This window comes from Citrobacter sp. Cpo142, assembly GCF_030332425.1.
GTDB classification, from domain to species: domain Bacteria; phylum Pseudomonadota; class Gammaproteobacteria; order Enterobacterales; family Enterobacteriaceae; genus Citrobacter; species Citrobacter portucalensis.
Genome location: NZ_JAOWHW010000079.1, coordinates 35,206 through 49,897 on the forward strand (window position 1 = coordinate 35,206; position 14,692 = coordinate 49,897).

The 14,692-nt window shown below is 44.5% G+C and carries 21 protein-coding genes; 10 read left to right on the forward strand and 11 right to left on the reverse strand.

Annotated elements, in window-relative coordinates:
- Positions 1–4: 4 nt before the first annotated feature.
- The 5 genes from OGY18_RS03890 (at position 5) to OGY18_RS03910 (ending at position 2,598) form a co-directional block, all read left to right on the forward strand.
- Entirely contained in the window at positions 5–454 is a 450-nt protein-coding gene (locus tag OGY18_RS03890; RefSeq protein WP_286551863.1) for a hypothetical protein, read from the forward strand.
- A 347-nt stretch (positions 455–801) separates the two neighbouring features.
- Complete coding sequence (locus tag OGY18_RS03895; protein WP_286551865.1) at positions 802–1,089, forward strand: hypothetical protein; 288 nt, start codon at positions 802–804, stop codon at positions 1,087–1,089.
- Between the two features lie 28 nt (positions 1,090–1,117).
- On the forward strand, positions 1,118–1,399 hold the full coding sequence (locus OGY18_RS03900) for a DUF7301 family protein (RefSeq protein ID WP_286551868.1): 282 nt from the start codon (positions 1,118–1,120) through the stop codon (positions 1,397–1,399).
- 244 nt (positions 1,400–1,643) lie between these two features.
- The gene (locus tag OGY18_RS03905; RefSeq protein ID WP_286551870.1) at positions 1,644–1,901 is read left to right on the forward strand and encodes a glyoxalase superfamily protein; all 258 of its coding nucleotides are present in this window, start codon (positions 1,644–1,646) and stop codon (positions 1,899–1,901) included.
- Between the two features lie 148 nt (positions 1,902–2,049).
- A complete protein-coding gene (locus tag OGY18_RS03910) occupies positions 2,050–2,598 on the forward strand; it encodes a hypothetical protein (RefSeq protein ID WP_286551872.1) in 549 nt (182 codons plus the stop codon).
- A gap of 455 nt (positions 2,599–3,053) precedes the next feature.
- Here the strand turns inward: OGY18_RS03910 and OGY18_RS03915 are convergent, their stop codons facing one another.
- The 6 genes from OGY18_RS03915 to OGY18_RS03940 all read right to left on the reverse strand — a co-directional run bounded on the left by OGY18_RS03915 (position 3,054) and on the right by OGY18_RS03940 (position 6,827).
- The gene (locus tag OGY18_RS03915; protein ID WP_286551875.1) at positions 3,054–3,587 is read right to left on the reverse strand and encodes a hypothetical protein; all 534 of its coding nucleotides are present in this window, start codon (positions 3,585–3,587) and stop codon (positions 3,054–3,056) included.
- A 554-nt stretch (positions 3,588–4,141) separates the two neighbouring features.
- A complete protein-coding gene (locus OGY18_RS03920; protein WP_286551877.1) occupies positions 4,142–4,579 on the reverse strand; it encodes a hypothetical protein in 438 nt (145 codons plus the stop codon).
- Positions 4,576–5,055: a hypothetical protein gene (locus OGY18_RS03925; protein WP_286551879.1), complete on the reverse strand. Its 480-nt coding sequence runs from the start codon at positions 5,053–5,055 to the stop codon at positions 4,576–4,578. Before OGY18_RS03925 ends, OGY18_RS03920 begins: the two co-directional genes overlap by 4 nt.
- Before the next feature lie 13 nt (positions 5,056–5,068).
- A complete protein-coding gene (locus OGY18_RS03930; protein WP_286551881.1) occupies positions 5,069–5,548 on the reverse strand; it encodes a hypothetical protein in 480 nt (159 codons plus the stop codon).
- A 213-nt stretch (positions 5,549–5,761) separates the two neighbouring features.
- Positions 5,762–6,298, reverse strand: coding sequence for a type II toxin-antitoxin system RelB/DinJ family antitoxin (locus OGY18_RS03935; RefSeq protein ID WP_286551882.1), 537 nt, complete (start codon positions 6,296–6,298; stop codon positions 5,762–5,764).
- Between the two features lie 64 nt (positions 6,299–6,362).
- On the reverse strand, positions 6,363–6,827 hold the full coding sequence (locus tag OGY18_RS03940) for a hypothetical protein (RefSeq protein WP_286551884.1): 465 nt from the start codon (positions 6,825–6,827) through the stop codon (positions 6,363–6,365).
- Between the two features lie 537 nt (positions 6,828–7,364).
- On the opposite strand from OGY18_RS03940, the gene OGY18_RS03945 reads away from it, so the two are divergent.
- From OGY18_RS03945 to OGY18_RS03960, 4 genes are all read left to right on the forward strand, one after another.
- Positions 7,365–7,586 (forward strand): hypothetical protein, encoded by a 222-nt coding sequence (locus OGY18_RS03945; protein ID WP_286551885.1) that lies wholly within the window; start codon positions 7,365–7,367, stop codon positions 7,584–7,586.
- 144 nt (positions 7,587–7,730) lie between these two features.
- A complete protein-coding gene (locus OGY18_RS03950; protein ID WP_204528241.1) occupies positions 7,731–7,961 on the forward strand; it encodes a hypothetical protein in 231 nt (76 codons plus the stop codon).
- A 138-nt stretch (positions 7,962–8,099) separates the two neighbouring features.
- On the forward strand, positions 8,100–8,354 hold the full coding sequence (locus tag OGY18_RS03955) for a hypothetical protein (RefSeq protein ID WP_286551888.1): 255 nt from the start codon (positions 8,100–8,102) through the stop codon (positions 8,352–8,354).
- 71 nt (positions 8,355–8,425) lie between these two features.
- Positions 8,426–8,752, forward strand: coding sequence for a hypothetical protein (locus OGY18_RS03960; RefSeq protein ID WP_286551891.1), 327 nt, complete (start codon positions 8,426–8,428; stop codon positions 8,750–8,752).
- A 134-nt stretch (positions 8,753–8,886) separates the two neighbouring features.
- Here the strand turns inward: OGY18_RS03960 and OGY18_RS03965 are convergent, their stop codons facing one another.
- Both OGY18_RS03965 and OGY18_RS03970 read right to left on the reverse strand, forming a co-directional pair.
- Positions 8,887–9,516, reverse strand: a complete 630-nt coding sequence (locus OGY18_RS03965; RefSeq protein ID WP_286551893.1) for a hypothetical protein — start codon at positions 9,514–9,516, stop codon at positions 8,887–8,889.
- A gap of 155 nt (positions 9,517–9,671) precedes the next feature.
- Positions 9,672–10,064 (reverse strand): hypothetical protein, encoded by a 393-nt coding sequence (locus tag OGY18_RS03970; RefSeq protein ID WP_286551895.1) that lies wholly within the window; start codon positions 10,062–10,064, stop codon positions 9,672–9,674.
- Between the two features lie 230 nt (positions 10,065–10,294).
- Between OGY18_RS03970 and OGY18_RS03975 the strand changes: the two genes are divergently transcribed.
- A complete protein-coding gene (locus OGY18_RS03975) occupies positions 10,295–10,660 on the forward strand; it encodes a hypothetical protein (RefSeq protein WP_204528235.1) in 366 nt (121 codons plus the stop codon).
- 444 nt (positions 10,661–11,104) lie between these two features.
- On the opposite strand, the gene OGY18_RS03980 is transcribed toward OGY18_RS03975, so the two are convergent.
- The 3 genes from OGY18_RS03980 to OGY18_RS03990 all read right to left on the reverse strand — a co-directional run bounded on the left by OGY18_RS03980 (position 11,105) and on the right by OGY18_RS03990 (position 14,692).
- Positions 11,105–11,500 (reverse strand): hypothetical protein, encoded by a 396-nt coding sequence (locus tag OGY18_RS03980; RefSeq protein ID WP_147291221.1) that lies wholly within the window; start codon positions 11,498–11,500, stop codon positions 11,105–11,107.
- Positions 11,501–11,728: 228 nt separating this feature from the next.
- On the reverse strand, positions 11,729–11,923 hold the full coding sequence (locus tag OGY18_RS03985) for a hypothetical protein (protein ID WP_147291222.1): 195 nt from the start codon (positions 11,921–11,923) through the stop codon (positions 11,729–11,731).
- A gap of 72 nt (positions 11,924–11,995) precedes the next feature.
- Positions 11,996–14,692 (reverse strand): DotA/TraY family protein, encoded by a 2,697-nt coding sequence (locus OGY18_RS03990; RefSeq protein WP_286551898.1) that lies wholly within the window; start codon positions 14,690–14,692, stop codon positions 11,996–11,998.

Genomic DNA, 14,692 nt, shown 5'->3' on the forward strand with positions numbered 1-14,692 from the left:
CATTTTGAGTCAGATATCTTTTGACGAATTGGCGACATCTTTTCGATATCAGGTCGTAAAAACATGGTTGTTTCGTTCTGGCCTCCCTCAGTCAAAAGCTGCACTACGCTTAAGTGCTGAAGCTCTCGATTCTGGTTATGTGAAAGAACCTAAAAAACTATCTGGATCAATGCTTGCTGCATGGGGGAAATCAAGGTCTACGCCATACTGGGCTGCTGCTGCTGCCCTCTGCTTGTTGTTGAAAGACGGTTGGATACCCTCAACATACTCGGAATGGGCCGGTACGGCATATTTGTTAGTCAGAGAAAAGGACTCGGATAACCTTGATGACTACTTTCATTTACTCCCTGAGAATGTTGACAGAATGCAGGCTGCCGGATGGATTTGGGCTGCAATCATTGCGCGAAAATTTTTCGTATACGAAAAAAAAAGCTATACGGATGCACCCGGTTAGTTTTCAGGAGCAGTTGATGAAATTGTGAATATGGACGAAAAATAGGCATCGCTTTAGTAGTTGGATTTACATATAATACCTATTATACGAATATCGGGGCAGGCTATGTACAAACAGGAAATGGAACATCTCTTTCGAGAAATGAGAAGCGGTAGTCAGGTAATGGTGGTAACACAGAATTTATCAGCTATCAGATTTCGTAAACCTAATCATGCTTTTAGGGACTGGGTTTATCATCTCAAAAGAGGAGAGCGTATGCCTCGTGGACGTTTTTTCATTGGAAAAAAGCCAGGGAGGCCAACTGTGATCGTTGATGAGTTATACTGAAGTAAGAGGATAATCTACAAATGGTTAACGAGAATCTAACACCGGAAGAGTTTGCCAGGCAGCTAGAAGGGGCTGGATGTTCTGGATTAGCGCAACTTTATACTACAAGCCCAGTAGCAAAGATCCTCGACAGTCTAGGACTGAAAGTCTATGACCTCTCCTCACTTGACCAGACGGATAGCTTGATCGTTGGCCGTATTTTTGAGGCTGTTCAGGAATATGCTATGTATCACGATAAAAATCCTAGGTTAGAAAAACAATGTGAACATATTCTGGATTTAGTTCGCCAACATCTCCAGCATCTGTAGAACAGATCAAGGGAAAACGGACTTTCACATGACTACATTTTTCAAGTTGATGCTTGCTTACCAAAGGGAAAAAAATTTCCGTGAGGGACGTTATCTTTCCTCCTCTTCTCTTCCGTGGCCGGAACGTTATCGACGTAAGCCATTAATGAGAAGGTCACCCCGAGACCGGACATTATTTATAATAGCTGACAGGGACCTTCGCTATAAAAAGCGTGGTAAATATTCCAGGCCAGAAGTGGAAATGGTTGTACCTATTCTGGGAAGGCAGGTTTTATCAAATGAATTAAAGATAAATGATAAGGAAGTGTAATGTATCGTTCTCTTTTGAATATTGTAATAATGTATTTTTTAATTGATCAATTCACTCCCATTAATCCTAATCATTTTATGATGTTCGGGGGGGTAATTATTTTGATAGGTCTACTACTCAAGCGAAGGTTCGGGCATTGATTGCGGTAGGACTACCCTACTTGATTCAGCGGTTAGTGCCGGTATTAACTGTTCGCGTAGTGGGTTCTTGGCTGATGCTGCGCGCAATTCTTAAAGGTAACTAAATGTCTAAAGAACTTTTGATTGAACGTATAAGCCGATTTGATTTACAGGATCAAGGCGTTGAAATTCTTTTAGCTCTCGATGGCTTCATTGTTAATGAACCTCTGAATGTTCGACAATTAAAGATGCATGCAAAACGCATGAAAAACACCTTATCTACAAAGGGAATTGTTATAAAAACCACTCGATCACAAGAGCTTGTAGCGTCATTTCACGGTTTTAAAGACTGGAGAAATGCAGTTGATCAGCTCGATTCGTAGTTAGAATGGTCCACGATGCGTGGGATATTCCATATCTAACATAATGCTCTATATCCAAACTGTTTTAAAGATATAAAGTATATGGCGATGATGCCGATAATACATTGTTCTATTATTTTTCCGTTTTTAAATATAAAAGAGGTCAAGCATGAACATCTTAAAATCATCTTTATTGATTATGCTTCTGAGTACCACTCTGGGTAGTTTGAATGCCGTGGCTGATACATCGCCAGCAACGGATATTGCGGCAAATGAAGGTGCATATGGTGGTGCGCATTATGGAGTGTTTGGCTATACAGATACAAAGTCGCTAGTAAATTCAGTCAAGCTTCTGGATAAGTTCGGTTTTCATTCTAATGTTGTAGCAGAAACCCTTAATTTAAATGCTTATCAGGGTAGCGTTATCATTTTTAAACCCGCAGCCAGCGGCAAGGTACTTTCATATGAGGATGTATTTGCAGCCTTAAAAAAGTATATGACTCCACTAAAATTTAAAGAGACTGATGCTATAGTCGTTAAAAACACACCGCTTTCAGTAAATGAAGGTGGTGTAACAATCAAGCAGTCTTACCAGGTGTTGTTTGACGGTAATCATGCTGAATCCAGCCAACCTTTTCAGATCCCCAAAGGCGGTCTTGCGTTAACGGTGTTTAAGCTGGACGGTGGACAACTTCTTGTCATTACCTCTGCTCCCTGATTTATATGGTGATTGTCCATAATGAGGCCGCTTTGCGGCCTTTCTTCTGCCCGTTCTCCCGTAAATTTACCCCGGTAAAAACCTTCCAGCCAAATCTCAGATTTCACGTAGCGCACCGACGTTACTGACTCCATCAATAATACTCACCGATATTTTTTGTACCGCAAACTACCCAAGTGACTGTAAAACAAAAATTCCCGCTCACACCGGTTGTGCATCGAGCGCGTTGGCCAACTCAATACTCAGCTGCGACCGTTCCAGATATTTTGAACTAGATTCCCCGAGTTCCGGGCGACGTGTCCGGGATACTGGCGGCATCTCTCCGGGCAGATCTCAACTGCCTGGTTTTAATTCCCCAGGCAGTTAGACATACAGCGCTTTCTGTCCATCAGTTCGGTGCGCAGAACGCATGGAAGGCGTTCTGCGCCGGAAGCCCCGCAGCGTAAGCGAAGGACTCAAACTGTGTTCCATACTCGTTCTTCTTCCGGAAATATTTTCCTCATTGCTTCAACCTGATTCGCCGCATAAATTACAACTGCTACAGAATTACCGTTATCATAATTCCCTTTGGCATGGTTTATTACGTCCCGCTCAGGGTCGATCATGTTATCATAAGTAATGATATCCCATTGTTCTTTTAATTTTTTAATAAATGTACTTCTGCCTGAATCTGTTTTTCCATAAACAAATATCATGCATGGGTTACCTGGCGTTCGGTATGTCGGGTTAATCAGTTCCATAACTGTTGGTTTATTAAAACTCTCAACAATATTTATGCCATTTACTTTGTGAATCATAATTACCTTACAGCTTGGTTTATATTCAAGCTGCGCAGTGATTTCTTCTTTAGTTGTCTTACTGAGGCCGCTATCAATGATAATCTTCAGGACTTCAGATTCTTTAACTATCTGGTTCCTCTGCCTGGTAAGTTCTAAGGTGATTTGCTCAATCTGTTCCCATTGTGCCGCGTCGATGTGTTTAGTTGGCATTGTCTTTTCCCCCTTAGTATCACTAAATCTAATTTATTAGAATTTTTGTGTGCGAGCAATATAAATCTAAGAAATTAGAAATAATAAGTATCGTAGCGCACCGCCGTTACTGAATACATCAAAAATACTCACCGATATTTTTCGCACCGCAAACAACCTAAGTATCTGTAAAACAACAATTCATATTCACGCCGGTCGCGCATCGAGCGCGTTGGCCAACTTCCTGACCGACTGCGACCGCTCCAGATATTTTGAACAAGATTAACGGTGTTCCGGGCGACGTATCCGGGACACTGGCGGCATCTCTCCGGGCAGATCTCAACTGCCTAGTATTAATTCCTCCGGCAGTTAGACATACAACGCTTTCTGTCCATCAGTTAGATGCGCAGAGCGCATGGGAGGCGTTCTACGCCGGAAGCCCCGCAGCGTCAGCGAGGACTCAGACAACATTACGGCTTTAGCCGTAAAATCCCCCACACTGCAAAGCCGGGTTTACGGTCAGTCTCTCCAGAGGCCACAAAAAAGCCGCTTTCGCGGCTGTTCGGGTTGTTCCCTTATTTATCCAACCACGCTGCCCCTATCCAGACACTGTGGGCGATAGAATGCGTATGTTCCGCTATATCCGTTTCACCATACGGATCATTACTCACCTGACAGTCTGCGCCGCCTATGGTGCTGTCCAGTGTTACCACAACGTCATAGGCAGGATATGCAGCCTTTATAGCCTCGAGTATGGCATTTTTATACCGCTGTTGTTCCTGTTGAGTCAGCATATCTGATACTGATTTCACGCCTACGGTATACGTAATGAGGGGCAGTTGTGGCGCAATGCTGGCTGACGGGAATAGGGCTTCATGTGCGCGGTAATCGTCCTCGGTCATATTTTCAATGTCGTGCTGGCGCTGACAGCGTGTACACCGAACGTTCCCGCCAGGCATATCTTCGCCGCAGTCCGGGCAGTTCTCAAGGTTATCATCTGTGTTAATCTTCATACCTTGCCTCCTGATTTGATGTTTTTCAGTCGCGTAATTCTGGATTTAATGATTTTTACAAGCTTTAGCTCTCCATTATATTCTTCTTCATGCTCTGCGCTCCATAACCCCGCTGCTTTCTCTTCTTCATACCACTTAATACCCATATAGGTGGATTCCAGCGCGTAGCGTAGTGCCATATTTTGTGTGGTATAAAAGCCATTGGGTAATGGTTCGTTTTCGTAAAATTTCTGGCGGTAATGCACCGGAAAGTTTGTAAGCCATTTCCCTTTTTGCCAGGTAATATCATCCAGCTTTTGTACCAGGCTGATCACAACCTTTTTAGTGCCAAAATATTTTGATACCGTCCGGTTTTGTATTGAGCGTACATGCCATTCATCAACATGACACTTTCCTTCATCATCTACCCAGCCAAAAGCTTTATAAAGGACTGCGCCGACTTTGATGATACTGGAGGGATAGCGTTGTGGATTCATCCCTTTAATCCTCTTATTTGGTTTCTATCACATCAGCCTGTTTTGTTATCTCTATTAATGCAGGATGTTTATTTAAATTAACAGAAATAGCCTGATTATTCTCTATAACTAAACGTTCACTGTTTACAAACCTTCCATTCGGAAGATGAAGTTCAACGGAATCATCCTCTTTAGATTTTATATCTACAGGTACTGTCCGTACCAGTTCAACGTTAACGAATTTAGAACCATCAGCGTTCATTTTCAAAACCCGTATTTCAACCGAATATTCCTTGTCGGCTTCAAATTTTACTTTCTGATTCGTGTTAAATGTTGCGCTTTCTGTTTTAATGATTTGGTTATGTGCTTGGAGGTCTTTTACCTTTTCTTTGGTTGATATAATGCTTCCAGCTTCAAATAGCGTAAATGTAGCCTTGAACGTATCAGCAAGGCAAACTGCCGGGGTGAATAATACGGCTGTCATGACTAATCCACATGCGAGTTTATTTATCATGTTATTCATCCTTCCCGTTTGTTGTTAGAATTGAAAGTATCATATAGGTTGCCGTCAGAATGGTAATGAAATCGGTAATTAACAGACTGATTAATGTTTTCGCTAAATCCGAATTTCCCGATCTATCGGAAGAAAGGATGCCAATAATTAATGCCGTGGAAATGACACTGATTGCTACGTTGAATGCCGCCACAAATTTATTTCTCACGAGGCTCATTCTTCTTCCCCTTTGTTAATCAGTTCAAACATGCTGCGCTCAAACGCAAAAATCGCAATATTGAAGTTGTTCTTTTCTGATGGGAGTAATCTGACAAGATCGTAGCCGTAGCCAAAATCCGTAAAATCGACAATGACGGTTAACAGTTTATTTAAATTGTTCATCGCGAGTGTCAGTTCACGCCGTTCCTGTGGCTGTACCGTCTTTTCTTTGGCGCTGGTAAACAGAAAATCAAGGCGCTTGTAATACTCCAGCATGGTTTTACCGGGCATCTGTCCTTCGTCTTTAAGTCCGGCTTCCATGTTGAGCGCCACCGCTAGCGCGGTAGCTAATAGCTCTGTCGCTTCACTGGTGAGATCGTCCGGCGTTTTTACGCTGGTCGTAACCACAAAGGGCAGACGCTTGTTCTCAGCGATGTACTGATACAGCAGGGTAACGGCCTGTGTCGGTGAGACTCCGGCGATCTGCATCGCTTCATCGGCGCTTTGCTTGAGTTCTGCATCAATACGCACGTTCACGTTTACTGTAGCCATTATTTACCCCCTTTCATATTTGCCAGGCTATTACGCCGCTCTTTATTCATGGTGTTTCGCTCCATTACTGGAATAAATCAATCTGGTTTTCACGGACGTTATATATCCGGGCGGTTTCCTCGCGGAGTATTCTGTGCTGTTCGGCGTAGAAATCACAACGGCGCTGATAGTCGCCGTTATGCTTCTCTATCACATAAATCAGGTAGGTTGGATCAGCCGGGTATACGCCGTCCTGCCATGCCTTTTTAATAATCTCGCGGGTATTTGTGTCGCATGAAAAATAAAGTTTCCGGGCTTGCCGCCACTGATTAGCGCGGAAGTTTCGCATATTCATTTCTGATTTATGGCTCATTTCTTCCCGGCGTTGTTTCTCTGCTTCCAGCGTACTCTGTGGCGTTGTAAGCTGGTCGGCAATAAGAGGATACCGGGCAGCCAGTTTATTCTGTACGCGCTGCGGTTTGCGTAAATAAGCGGCTTCCTTGGCTGGCGTCCAGTGATAAGAATAACGTTCCTGTCGTCTGAATTTCATATCCGGCTCCCGATGATCGTAAAGCAGACTTGCGTTACAGATTATAATAGCGCCACTTGCCGGAGGTGTAAAGCAAAGTTGCGTTACGCTTTGCTTTTTTTTGTGGTACTGCTCCGTAAATTTTCCCCGGTTAATCCTCCCGCCAAATCGCAGATTTCACGTAGCGCACCGCCGTTACTGACTCAATCAAAAATACTCATCGATATTTATCGCACCGCAAACAACCTAAGTGTATGTAAAACAACAATTCATATTCACGCCGGTTGCGCATCGAGCGCGTTGGCCAACTTCCTGAATGACTGCGACCGCTCCAGATATTTTGAACAAGATTAACGGCGTTCCGGGCGACGTGTCCGGGACACTGGCGGCATCTCTCCGGGCAGATCTCAACTGCCTGGTATTAATTCCTCCGGCAGTTAGACATACAGCGTTTTTTGTCCAGATTCATATGCGTTAAAATGCGACATGAGTTTCCATACAGTGATGATTTTTTGCAACGGCGCGGTAGACTGATATAAACAGCTAAGGATAAATGCCATGCAAATCAAAGTTGAAGTTAATGGACTCATTTACGACAGTGGGAATAAAGCCTGCAAGTGCATTCTTGCTGATAGCCAGGGCAAGCTGTACGCCTTTCTTCAGGTTCTGGACGGCTCGATTAAAAAGCGGTACTGGGGTGAATACAGTCATGATGCACCAGAAGCGTCTATCAGGGCGATCATGGAACGCGGCGGTAAGTGGCCTAAACTGCCAGAGTAACAAAACAGGTCGCGCCAGCGGCCTTTTTTATACCCCTCGTTTAATTCCCCGCACCACATTGGACGTTCTGGTGTTTCTGTCCAGTTCTGCTGGCTGGTTGGTGTATGGCTTGGTAAACTGGAACTATCTATTGGAGGCAATTACATGTTAAAGAAAGCCAAAACCCATAAGGCAATTATTTCTGTGGTCGCCTTACTTGCCTTTATTTATTGGGGACTTGATCCCGAAACTATTTGTAAGGTTGCCAGTGAATCCCCTCAAACCTGCGGTCTTTCCGAACGGGGTTTGATGATGAATGCACTTGGTTCTGGCTTCGCTATGATGCTAACTGCGATGGCTGCGGCAATACTTGCATTGTGGGTCAGTAAAGATTGAGGATTAACATCCTGCACTAAGGCTGCTTGAGCTGCCTTTTTTATGCCCCTCGTTTAATTCCCCGCACCACATTGGACGTTCTGGTGCTTCTGTCCAGTTCTGCTGGCTGCGCATGATCTGACCTGTTATATTTGCTGTATGGAAATCTTAATCATTCTTATCATCGCCGCCATACCTGCTGCTTATGTGGTATGGGTTCGCTATTTCCGCATTTTCCCCCTGTCCTATTTCGGTATTGAGAATGTACAGCGTGTCGCTAAATGGGAATCCACGGAATGGCGTGAACATGTATTTACTCGCGGGGGGATGACCAGAAAAGAATGGCTCAGGGTTAATACCCGTCAACTCGAAGCTATCAGTGCAGAACTACGCCGCCGTAATTTACTCAAATGACTGATAGTGAGCGTATCACATTATTTAAATCGCCCGAATAATGGTGATATTGATTGTTCTGAGAGGTATTGATGATTACTGTTACCATCAGTGAGACTAATGGCCGCCGTAAATGGTCACACCGCACCCGAACAACGGACGCACTTACTGCTATCATCCGGACTATGAACAAGCATTTTCCGCAGTCGCACAATTTCATCCCTGATGATGTAGATAATGTCCCCTCATTGTTTGAGGCTGTGGCCAGCACTCCGGATGTAGTAGTAACCGGTCATATCTGGAAACCCATGTGGCATAGGGGAGTTCGCTGGAACGTCAAAGGTACTCCAGTAACCGTCACGCTCCATAATAATGGTCTCAGAATAGCCCACGAAGATGAGGTGAAGGGGCTGTTATAATGCAGCTGACGCTCGTGCCAGCCTGGACGTAAATGTGCTTCTGGCCCGCGCCCACAAAAAAGCCGCTTTCGCGGCTGTTTGACCAATTAGAATATTTATCAAACCACGCCGCAACTATCCAGCCACGTTGAGCTTCATTTTGTCGCGACTCTCTTTTCTGCTTTCCCACGCATCGCGCCTTTCAGCACCTGCACAGGATCGTCTGTTTTTCCATTCATCAAATCCGCTCCGGTGATGGCCTGCGGAGTTTCCACAGAAATATTTTGCGGCATCAACGAGGAGATCACCTTTTTATAGGCGTTTTCGGGGTCGTTATCCCAGATAGTATGGATAGTTTTCACGCCGGCACTGAGGGTAAAGGTGGCGCTGATACCATCAAGGCTGACGGTTTGCACCACGCCCTGTGTCGTTCGCTCGCGCATTCCTTCTATAATGTCGTCCACAAAGCGGTTCCACGCACTGGAATGTGTACCATACACCACCATTCCCCGGCATGTATCCATAGCAAATCGAGCGATACATTCTTTCACGTCCGGCTCGCGAAGATGGGTTGTAACTCCCCTGCTATCGAAGATGATCACACCACCCTGGACGTTCTCTACGAGCCTTTCGAGATCACTTTTGGTGACGGTCTCCAGCCCTTTGCGGATTAGTAGGCGCAGGAGTTCAGACTCTTTGACGGGGTGTTGTAAAAGAGTTACGGCGGCGACCATTTTCTTTTCAATCGCTGCCCAAGTGTCGTTATCAATATGTTTGGTTGGCATCTGTACGCCTCCTTGTTTTTGAGATTCTAAAATATTAGAAAACACACTGCATTACCATGTAATTTTCTAAATATTTAGAATGTGCGCACAAATCATTCGCTTTTCCTGTTGCCTGGATGAGCAGGTGATTCTGCCCAGAGAATTTAGTATGGCGGCTAGAACCATTGAGCAACCATATTGTACCCATTCCATATAGCTCCGATACTCCCGATAATCATTGCTGACATGGAATACAACCATTTATGCTTTCCCACAAATCGCTTTGCCTTTTCAGACCAGCTAAGCGATGCCTCATACGACTCAATCAGATTAATCCAGTGCTTAATCTGCTGTTTATAATAATTCCAGCTATTCTGGGCTGCATGTTCGTGAGATGGCAGTTTTGTTCTTCTGGAGATCCAGCAGCAAAGAGCAGGAGGTTTAATTTCTGGTAACTCTTTTACACCAAATTCAAAGCGATGCAGGTTAAGATATTCGACAATCACGCGCTGTTCATCAGCGGTAGGACCAGACCGGGAATAAATATCGTTCAGTTGAGCCAGTGTCATAATCGCGTACTCTTGTGGTTGATGAGTTAGATTATATCACCACCAGATTTTTTACGGGGAAGTGACACTGTGAAGCCCATTTATAATAAACTTCATCACTTGAACATAATAGTTATTCTGTCCACAATGTTACAGCGGTATTCGTGATGCGTACTTTCTGTCCAGTTCTGCTGGCAGTACTGGATCTGGCCTGGTATCATTTTCCTGTGTTCATTAATTAAGCGGTGCAAATGATGGAATATTTCAAGATTTTCAGTACTGGAAAACAGCAGTGGTGGAGCCAGGACGGGTTAGCATACACCGATGAACAACATGCCGGATTCTGGCCTGAAAGTTCGCTGGGAGTGATGGGGCTGGATGAGACTCAAACCGCCGTTCGGTTTGTTCCACCCGCGCAGACGCTGGCGCTAATTGACCGTGGACTCTATGAGTTTGGCGAGCTCACTGCTGTTGACGGATGCAGCAACGGTGAATCTGAGCGCATCGAGCTGCGCCGTGAACGTAATGAACTCTGGCAGCGTGAAATTAACGATATGGAAACTGAAACCATCCTGCCCTATAACCCAGCCTGGATGCACCAGATCCCCCAAGACTGAGCCGCGAAAGCGGCTTTTTAATACTCCTCGTTTAATTCCCCGCGAGCCTGGACATTCAGGTGATTCTGTCCAGTTATACAGCGCTGTCTAAACCACTTGAGATCCGTTTGACGGGAGATTCTGACGGTATCTATCCATTGCTGGAGCAATGCAGATTAACAGTTGGCCAGTTGCCAGTTAGTCATGGCTTCGTGACTCTTGTATTGAAGCCTGATGCTGAGAAGTAAAAGATGTATCCGGGTTGGTGTGAGTACGTGTGCATGCAGTAGGGTCCCAACAATATTTACCCACCGATGAATAACCCCCAGTGGTCTGGCAGCGCGGGGGATGTGTCGATGTAAATGTTGAATCTGTCAGGCCCGTCGGTTTGGTATCTGAGCTGTATCTGTGAGATCAGTGAGCCTCCTTCTATGGCCTCGCTGATGCAAGGCCATCAACTTAAAATTAGCTTACAGCTGTGATTCGTCCTTCGATCAGCTGGTATGGTGTGTTTGGGAGGAGGCCATTTTGGCCTATACGGGCGATTGTTGTTTCCAGTTCGTTACCCAGCCACCATGTGAATCGTATCTCTGAGTTTTCACCGGCAGTGACTGTGGAGCATGGTCCTACTATGATGCTTGAATCGATACCGGCAATAACTTTTGAGAAATTCCCCGCATCTATTTTACTTGAAGAGCCTACTGAAATTTCGCAATGATTTCTGCATTGTACGAAAGACTCAGCACCAGTTGAAATTTTACAAAAATCCAGCGCAAATGCTGAAATGTTGTTGCCAGCGGAGAGTGAGGCGGTGTTAGGAAGGGTGACGGCATTATCATGCCTGCAAGAAACATCCATCATAGTCGTGGTCTCATTGGATAAAACCACCTAACCTGGCTGCTAATCCGAGGTTTGGGTGGCGAACTGAGCTCGAGTTAGCAGTACCGGCCACGACCGGCCAACCCGAAGGTTGCCCAAACCCAGCCCGCCATAAACTGGAAGACTGTCGTCGTGGTCGCCGGACTGCTAATTCCGGTGCACTTTAAAGTGCGCGTGTGAGGCTAAAGGAAAAATAGCCCTTTTGTCAAATTAATGCTGTTGAATGCTGAAACGCCGAGTAACATTTCTTAGGAATACGCATAGTCCCACCAGTACAACCCCAAAAGCGATAACTGAAGGGTGTTTATCGAGGACAAAGAAACCACCGATAACGATGCCGAATGTTAAAGGTAAAAGAAAAGACATAACAAGAATTAGTAATGAGCGAATCGTTTCTTTTTTCATGTGAGCACCTCATATTTGTATTCAATATAACATTTAAATAATAAAGCGGCAATAGCCGCTTTAAAATAAAAGTCATTTAATTGAATTTGACGGAGGGGTTTGATTACCTTTTCCTAAAGGTGTTTTTTTAGAGTTAAGAGTATTTTCTGTTTTGTTAGCAAGTACATTAGTTGCATGATTAGCTTTATCACTTGCTTCTCTACCAAGTGTAGATGAAGCATGACCACCAACCCAGTTTATAACTTGATCGGGAACAATATTTATTAATCCAAAGCTACTTCCCACTACTGTCAGCTGCAAAGAACAATAAATTAAAATGAAGCCTATAATTGTTGCGATTCCAGTGAAAGAATCAAACTGTGCATTACCAATCGCAGCGGGCAGCATTTTGTTAATAAGAGTACCTCCAATTACAACGATTCCGCCACCTAAAAGAAAACCGCCGACCATAAGTATTGGCCGGAACATCAAATTTAGAAGGAATATGTAGCCATGGGCGGTTTTCTGTCCCATACCTTCACCGCTTCCTAAGAGGTGAGAAAAGGCCCAAAGAGCAGATGCAAAGATTCCTTCACCGACAATAATTAAATAATTGATACAAGCAGCAGTCCAAATAATGAATGGCATTAGAGGTATATAGATAGATAGAGTTATGCCAGCACCAATGAGCATAATTAGCATGAAGGCTACATATGGACCTACAAAATCTACGATAGCTTTTAAAGCGGCTGTTGCACCAGTGAACTTATTTGCCACCCAACCAAAGATAGTATTATTTGCACCTGATGAAATTGCCTTAGCGGCTCCATATGTTACGAATGCTGTTTCAGCACCTGCTATGAGGCGATCTCCAAGGTTTTTCATCGAAATAATAGGGTTTACCATTCCCGAATCATTTTCAGCATAAGAAGTGAATGTATTGGCCATATCTTGCCCCATTACCCCAAAAATATAGCCAAAGAAGCTTCCGGCATCTTTTATTTCATTTGATTCATATGAGGATTTTGCTGTAAGTATTCCGGCGTTAGTATTGTCTGTAACTGATTTTTGAGCCATATATGCACTCATTGCCAGTTTTAAATAATCATCTGTGACAGGCGATTGACTAACCGATGCCCCAAATGCACTACCTTTAGCAGATGCACTATTCCCTACTTTATTATTTGCTTGCGCCAGTGTTTGATACCAACTACCAAGCGCAAACCAACCTTCAGATTTAATTTTATCTCCGATTTGACTGGTTAAATTTTGTAGTTGTCCATTCATGTTGCTGGACCGGATTGCTGCCGTTACTTTATTTTCATAAATTTGACTTGCAGTCTGAATCACTGATTCAGCATTGACCAGGTTACTGTTTTCGTCTTGTTGTCTAGAAATGACACCTTGAACGAACTGCTGTGCACCATCACGCAAAGAACGCTGCATTTCGTTCAACCCTTCAGTGTGGGCGTTTCTGATCGCGGTAACATCAATATCAGCAGATAGACCAAGTTTTGAAAGAATGGAGTTATTTTCTTCTATCGCAATAGTGGCTCCTCCACACGTAAAGCTTTTTGATTTTAAAATAAAACCATTTTCTATTGGCGACTGGTTAATGTAGTCCGATGAAAAAACAATACCGCCAGAGTTGTTCTGTGAGTCCAGGCTTGCATTGATCCCAAACATACACATATTGGCTTCGAACAAAGATCTGGCCAACGTAACGGTAGATGGGGCGACCGGCTGTAGTACAAATGTCTGCCCAGCCATAAATGCGTCGACCGTTGCGTCAGTACCAAGATTTGCACCACCAACCCCTACTTTGGCTGCAGCATATAACATGAGAAGCGCGCTAAGACTCCATCCATTTGGTAACGGGGTGAGCATCGAGAATGCGGCCAGAATACGTATCGGTGCCCAGAACGAACCTTGCTCCCTGTCCATGTATTGGCCATCATGGGCTGTTCTGGCCGTTTTTTGCAAAACGAGATAGCCGCCAACGCCGGTGCCGACAATGAGAAGCGTTGAACTGAAAATTTTGAGAATTTGAGATACCAGACTATCGCCACCATCCTCGACGATACCGTTTAAGGGGTTATTAACAATCTGGCCAAACAGCGTCACCATCGCCTGGCGGCTGATATCCGTACCCCTATCAGCGGCGGTTGTCAGGTCATCGAGATTTTCTGCATAGGTGACAATTGGGGCTCCAAGCGTGACAACCAGTAATAGCGTCAACAAAGACGTATTGGTTGTTGGTTTAAACCCGGGATTTATCGTGTCCAGGTACCATCGAGTCTCGTGTCTGAAATCACTAAAACTGCCTTTTTCCTCGCGACTTAAACGCTTGTTTTCGATTTGCCACATCCGGAATTGTGATGGTGCCGCATAAAGTGACATAGTAAACGCGGCAATAATCATAAGCAGTCCATACAGAATGGATGCCATAACAACCGTAAGAAGGCCGGTGGCCAGTACGGTGTAGACAATCATCAGGATTAATCTTTTTCTAAGTAACAGTTCTGCATGCAGTTCCTGAAGTGAGAATAACTCACCGCGCTGTGCGGCAAGCTTTTCAGCCTGCTCCACGGATTCAGCGAACGTCATTTCGGCCTGGGTGGCCTGTTGTTTACGAGCTTCCAGCTTCTCGCGTATTTCACCCTTAAGCTGAGAAATCAGTTCACGCTGGTTGTCATGAGTATGATACAGACGACGAACTGTCCGGGTCAGAGGAAGTAAAGGAACCCATAGCGGTGCTGTTACCACTTTACCAATGCGTTTAAGGTTCAT

Bases quoted from the DNA above. Each gene is read 5' to 3' on its own strand.
- OGY18_RS03965 (WP_286551893.1), bottom strand. From the start codon at position 9,516: ATGCCAACCAAACATATTGATAACGACACTTGGGCAGCGATTGAAAAG.
- OGY18_RS03900 (WP_286551868.1), top strand. From the start codon at position 1,118: ATGACTACATTTTTCAAGTTGATGCTTGCTTACCAAAGGGAAAAAAAT.
- OGY18_RS03935 (WP_286551882.1), bottom strand. From the start codon at position 6,298: ATGGCTACAGTAAACGTGAACGTGCGTATTGATGCAGAACTCAAGCAA.
- OGY18_RS03955 (WP_286551888.1), top strand. From the start codon at position 8,100: ATGGAAATCTTAATCATTCTTATCATCGCCGCCATACCTGCTGCTTAT.
- OGY18_RS03975 (WP_204528235.1), top strand. From the start codon at position 10,295: ATGATGGAATATTTCAAGATTTTCAGTACTGGAAAACAGCAGTGGTGG.
- OGY18_RS03940 (WP_286551884.1), bottom strand. From the start codon at position 6,827: ATGAAATTCAGACGACAGGAACGTTATTCTTATCACTGGACGCCAGCC.
- OGY18_RS03925 (WP_286551879.1), bottom strand. From the start codon at position 5,055: ATGAATCCACAACGCTATCCCTCCAGTATCATCAAAGTCGGCGCAGTC.
- OGY18_RS03920 (WP_286551877.1), bottom strand. From the start codon at position 4,579: ATGAAGATTAACACAGATGATAACCTTGAGAACTGCCCGGACTGCGGC.
- OGY18_RS03970 (WP_286551895.1), bottom strand. From the start codon at position 10,064: ATGACACTGGCTCAACTGAACGATATTTATTCCCGGTCTGGTCCTACC.
- OGY18_RS03985 (WP_147291222.1), bottom strand. From the start codon at position 11,923: ATGAAAAAAGAAACGATTCGCTCATTACTAATTCTTGTTATGTCTTTT.
- OGY18_RS03905 (WP_286551870.1), top strand. From the start codon at position 1,644: ATGTCTAAAGAACTTTTGATTGAACGTATAAGCCGATTTGATTTACAG.
- OGY18_RS03910 (WP_286551872.1), top strand. From the start codon at position 2,050: ATGAACATCTTAAAATCATCTTTATTGATTATGCTTCTGAGTACCACT.
- OGY18_RS03895 (WP_286551865.1), top strand. From the start codon at position 802: ATGGTTAACGAGAATCTAACACCGGAAGAGTTTGCCAGGCAGCTAGAA.
- OGY18_RS03945 (WP_286551885.1), top strand. From the start codon at position 7,365: ATGCAAATCAAAGTTGAAGTTAATGGACTCATTTACGACAGTGGGAAT.
- OGY18_RS03930 (WP_286551881.1), bottom strand. From the start codon at position 5,548: ATGATAAATAAACTCGCATGTGGATTAGTCATGACAGCCGTATTATTC.
- OGY18_RS03950 (WP_204528241.1), top strand. From the start codon at position 7,731: ATGTTAAAGAAAGCCAAAACCCATAAGGCAATTATTTCTGTGGTCGCC.
- OGY18_RS03980 (WP_147291221.1), bottom strand. From the start codon at position 11,500: ATGATGGATGTTTCTTGCAGGCATGATAATGCCGTCACCCTTCCTAAC.
- OGY18_RS03915 (WP_286551875.1), bottom strand. From the start codon at position 3,587: ATGCCAACTAAACACATCGACGCGGCACAATGGGAACAGATTGAGCAA.
- OGY18_RS03990 (WP_286551898.1), bottom strand. From the start codon at position 14,692: ATGAACCTTAAACGCATTGGTAAAGTGGTAACAGCACCGCTATGGGTT.
- OGY18_RS03960 (WP_286551891.1), top strand. From the start codon at position 8,426: ATGATTACTGTTACCATCAGTGAGACTAATGGCCGCCGTAAATGGTCA.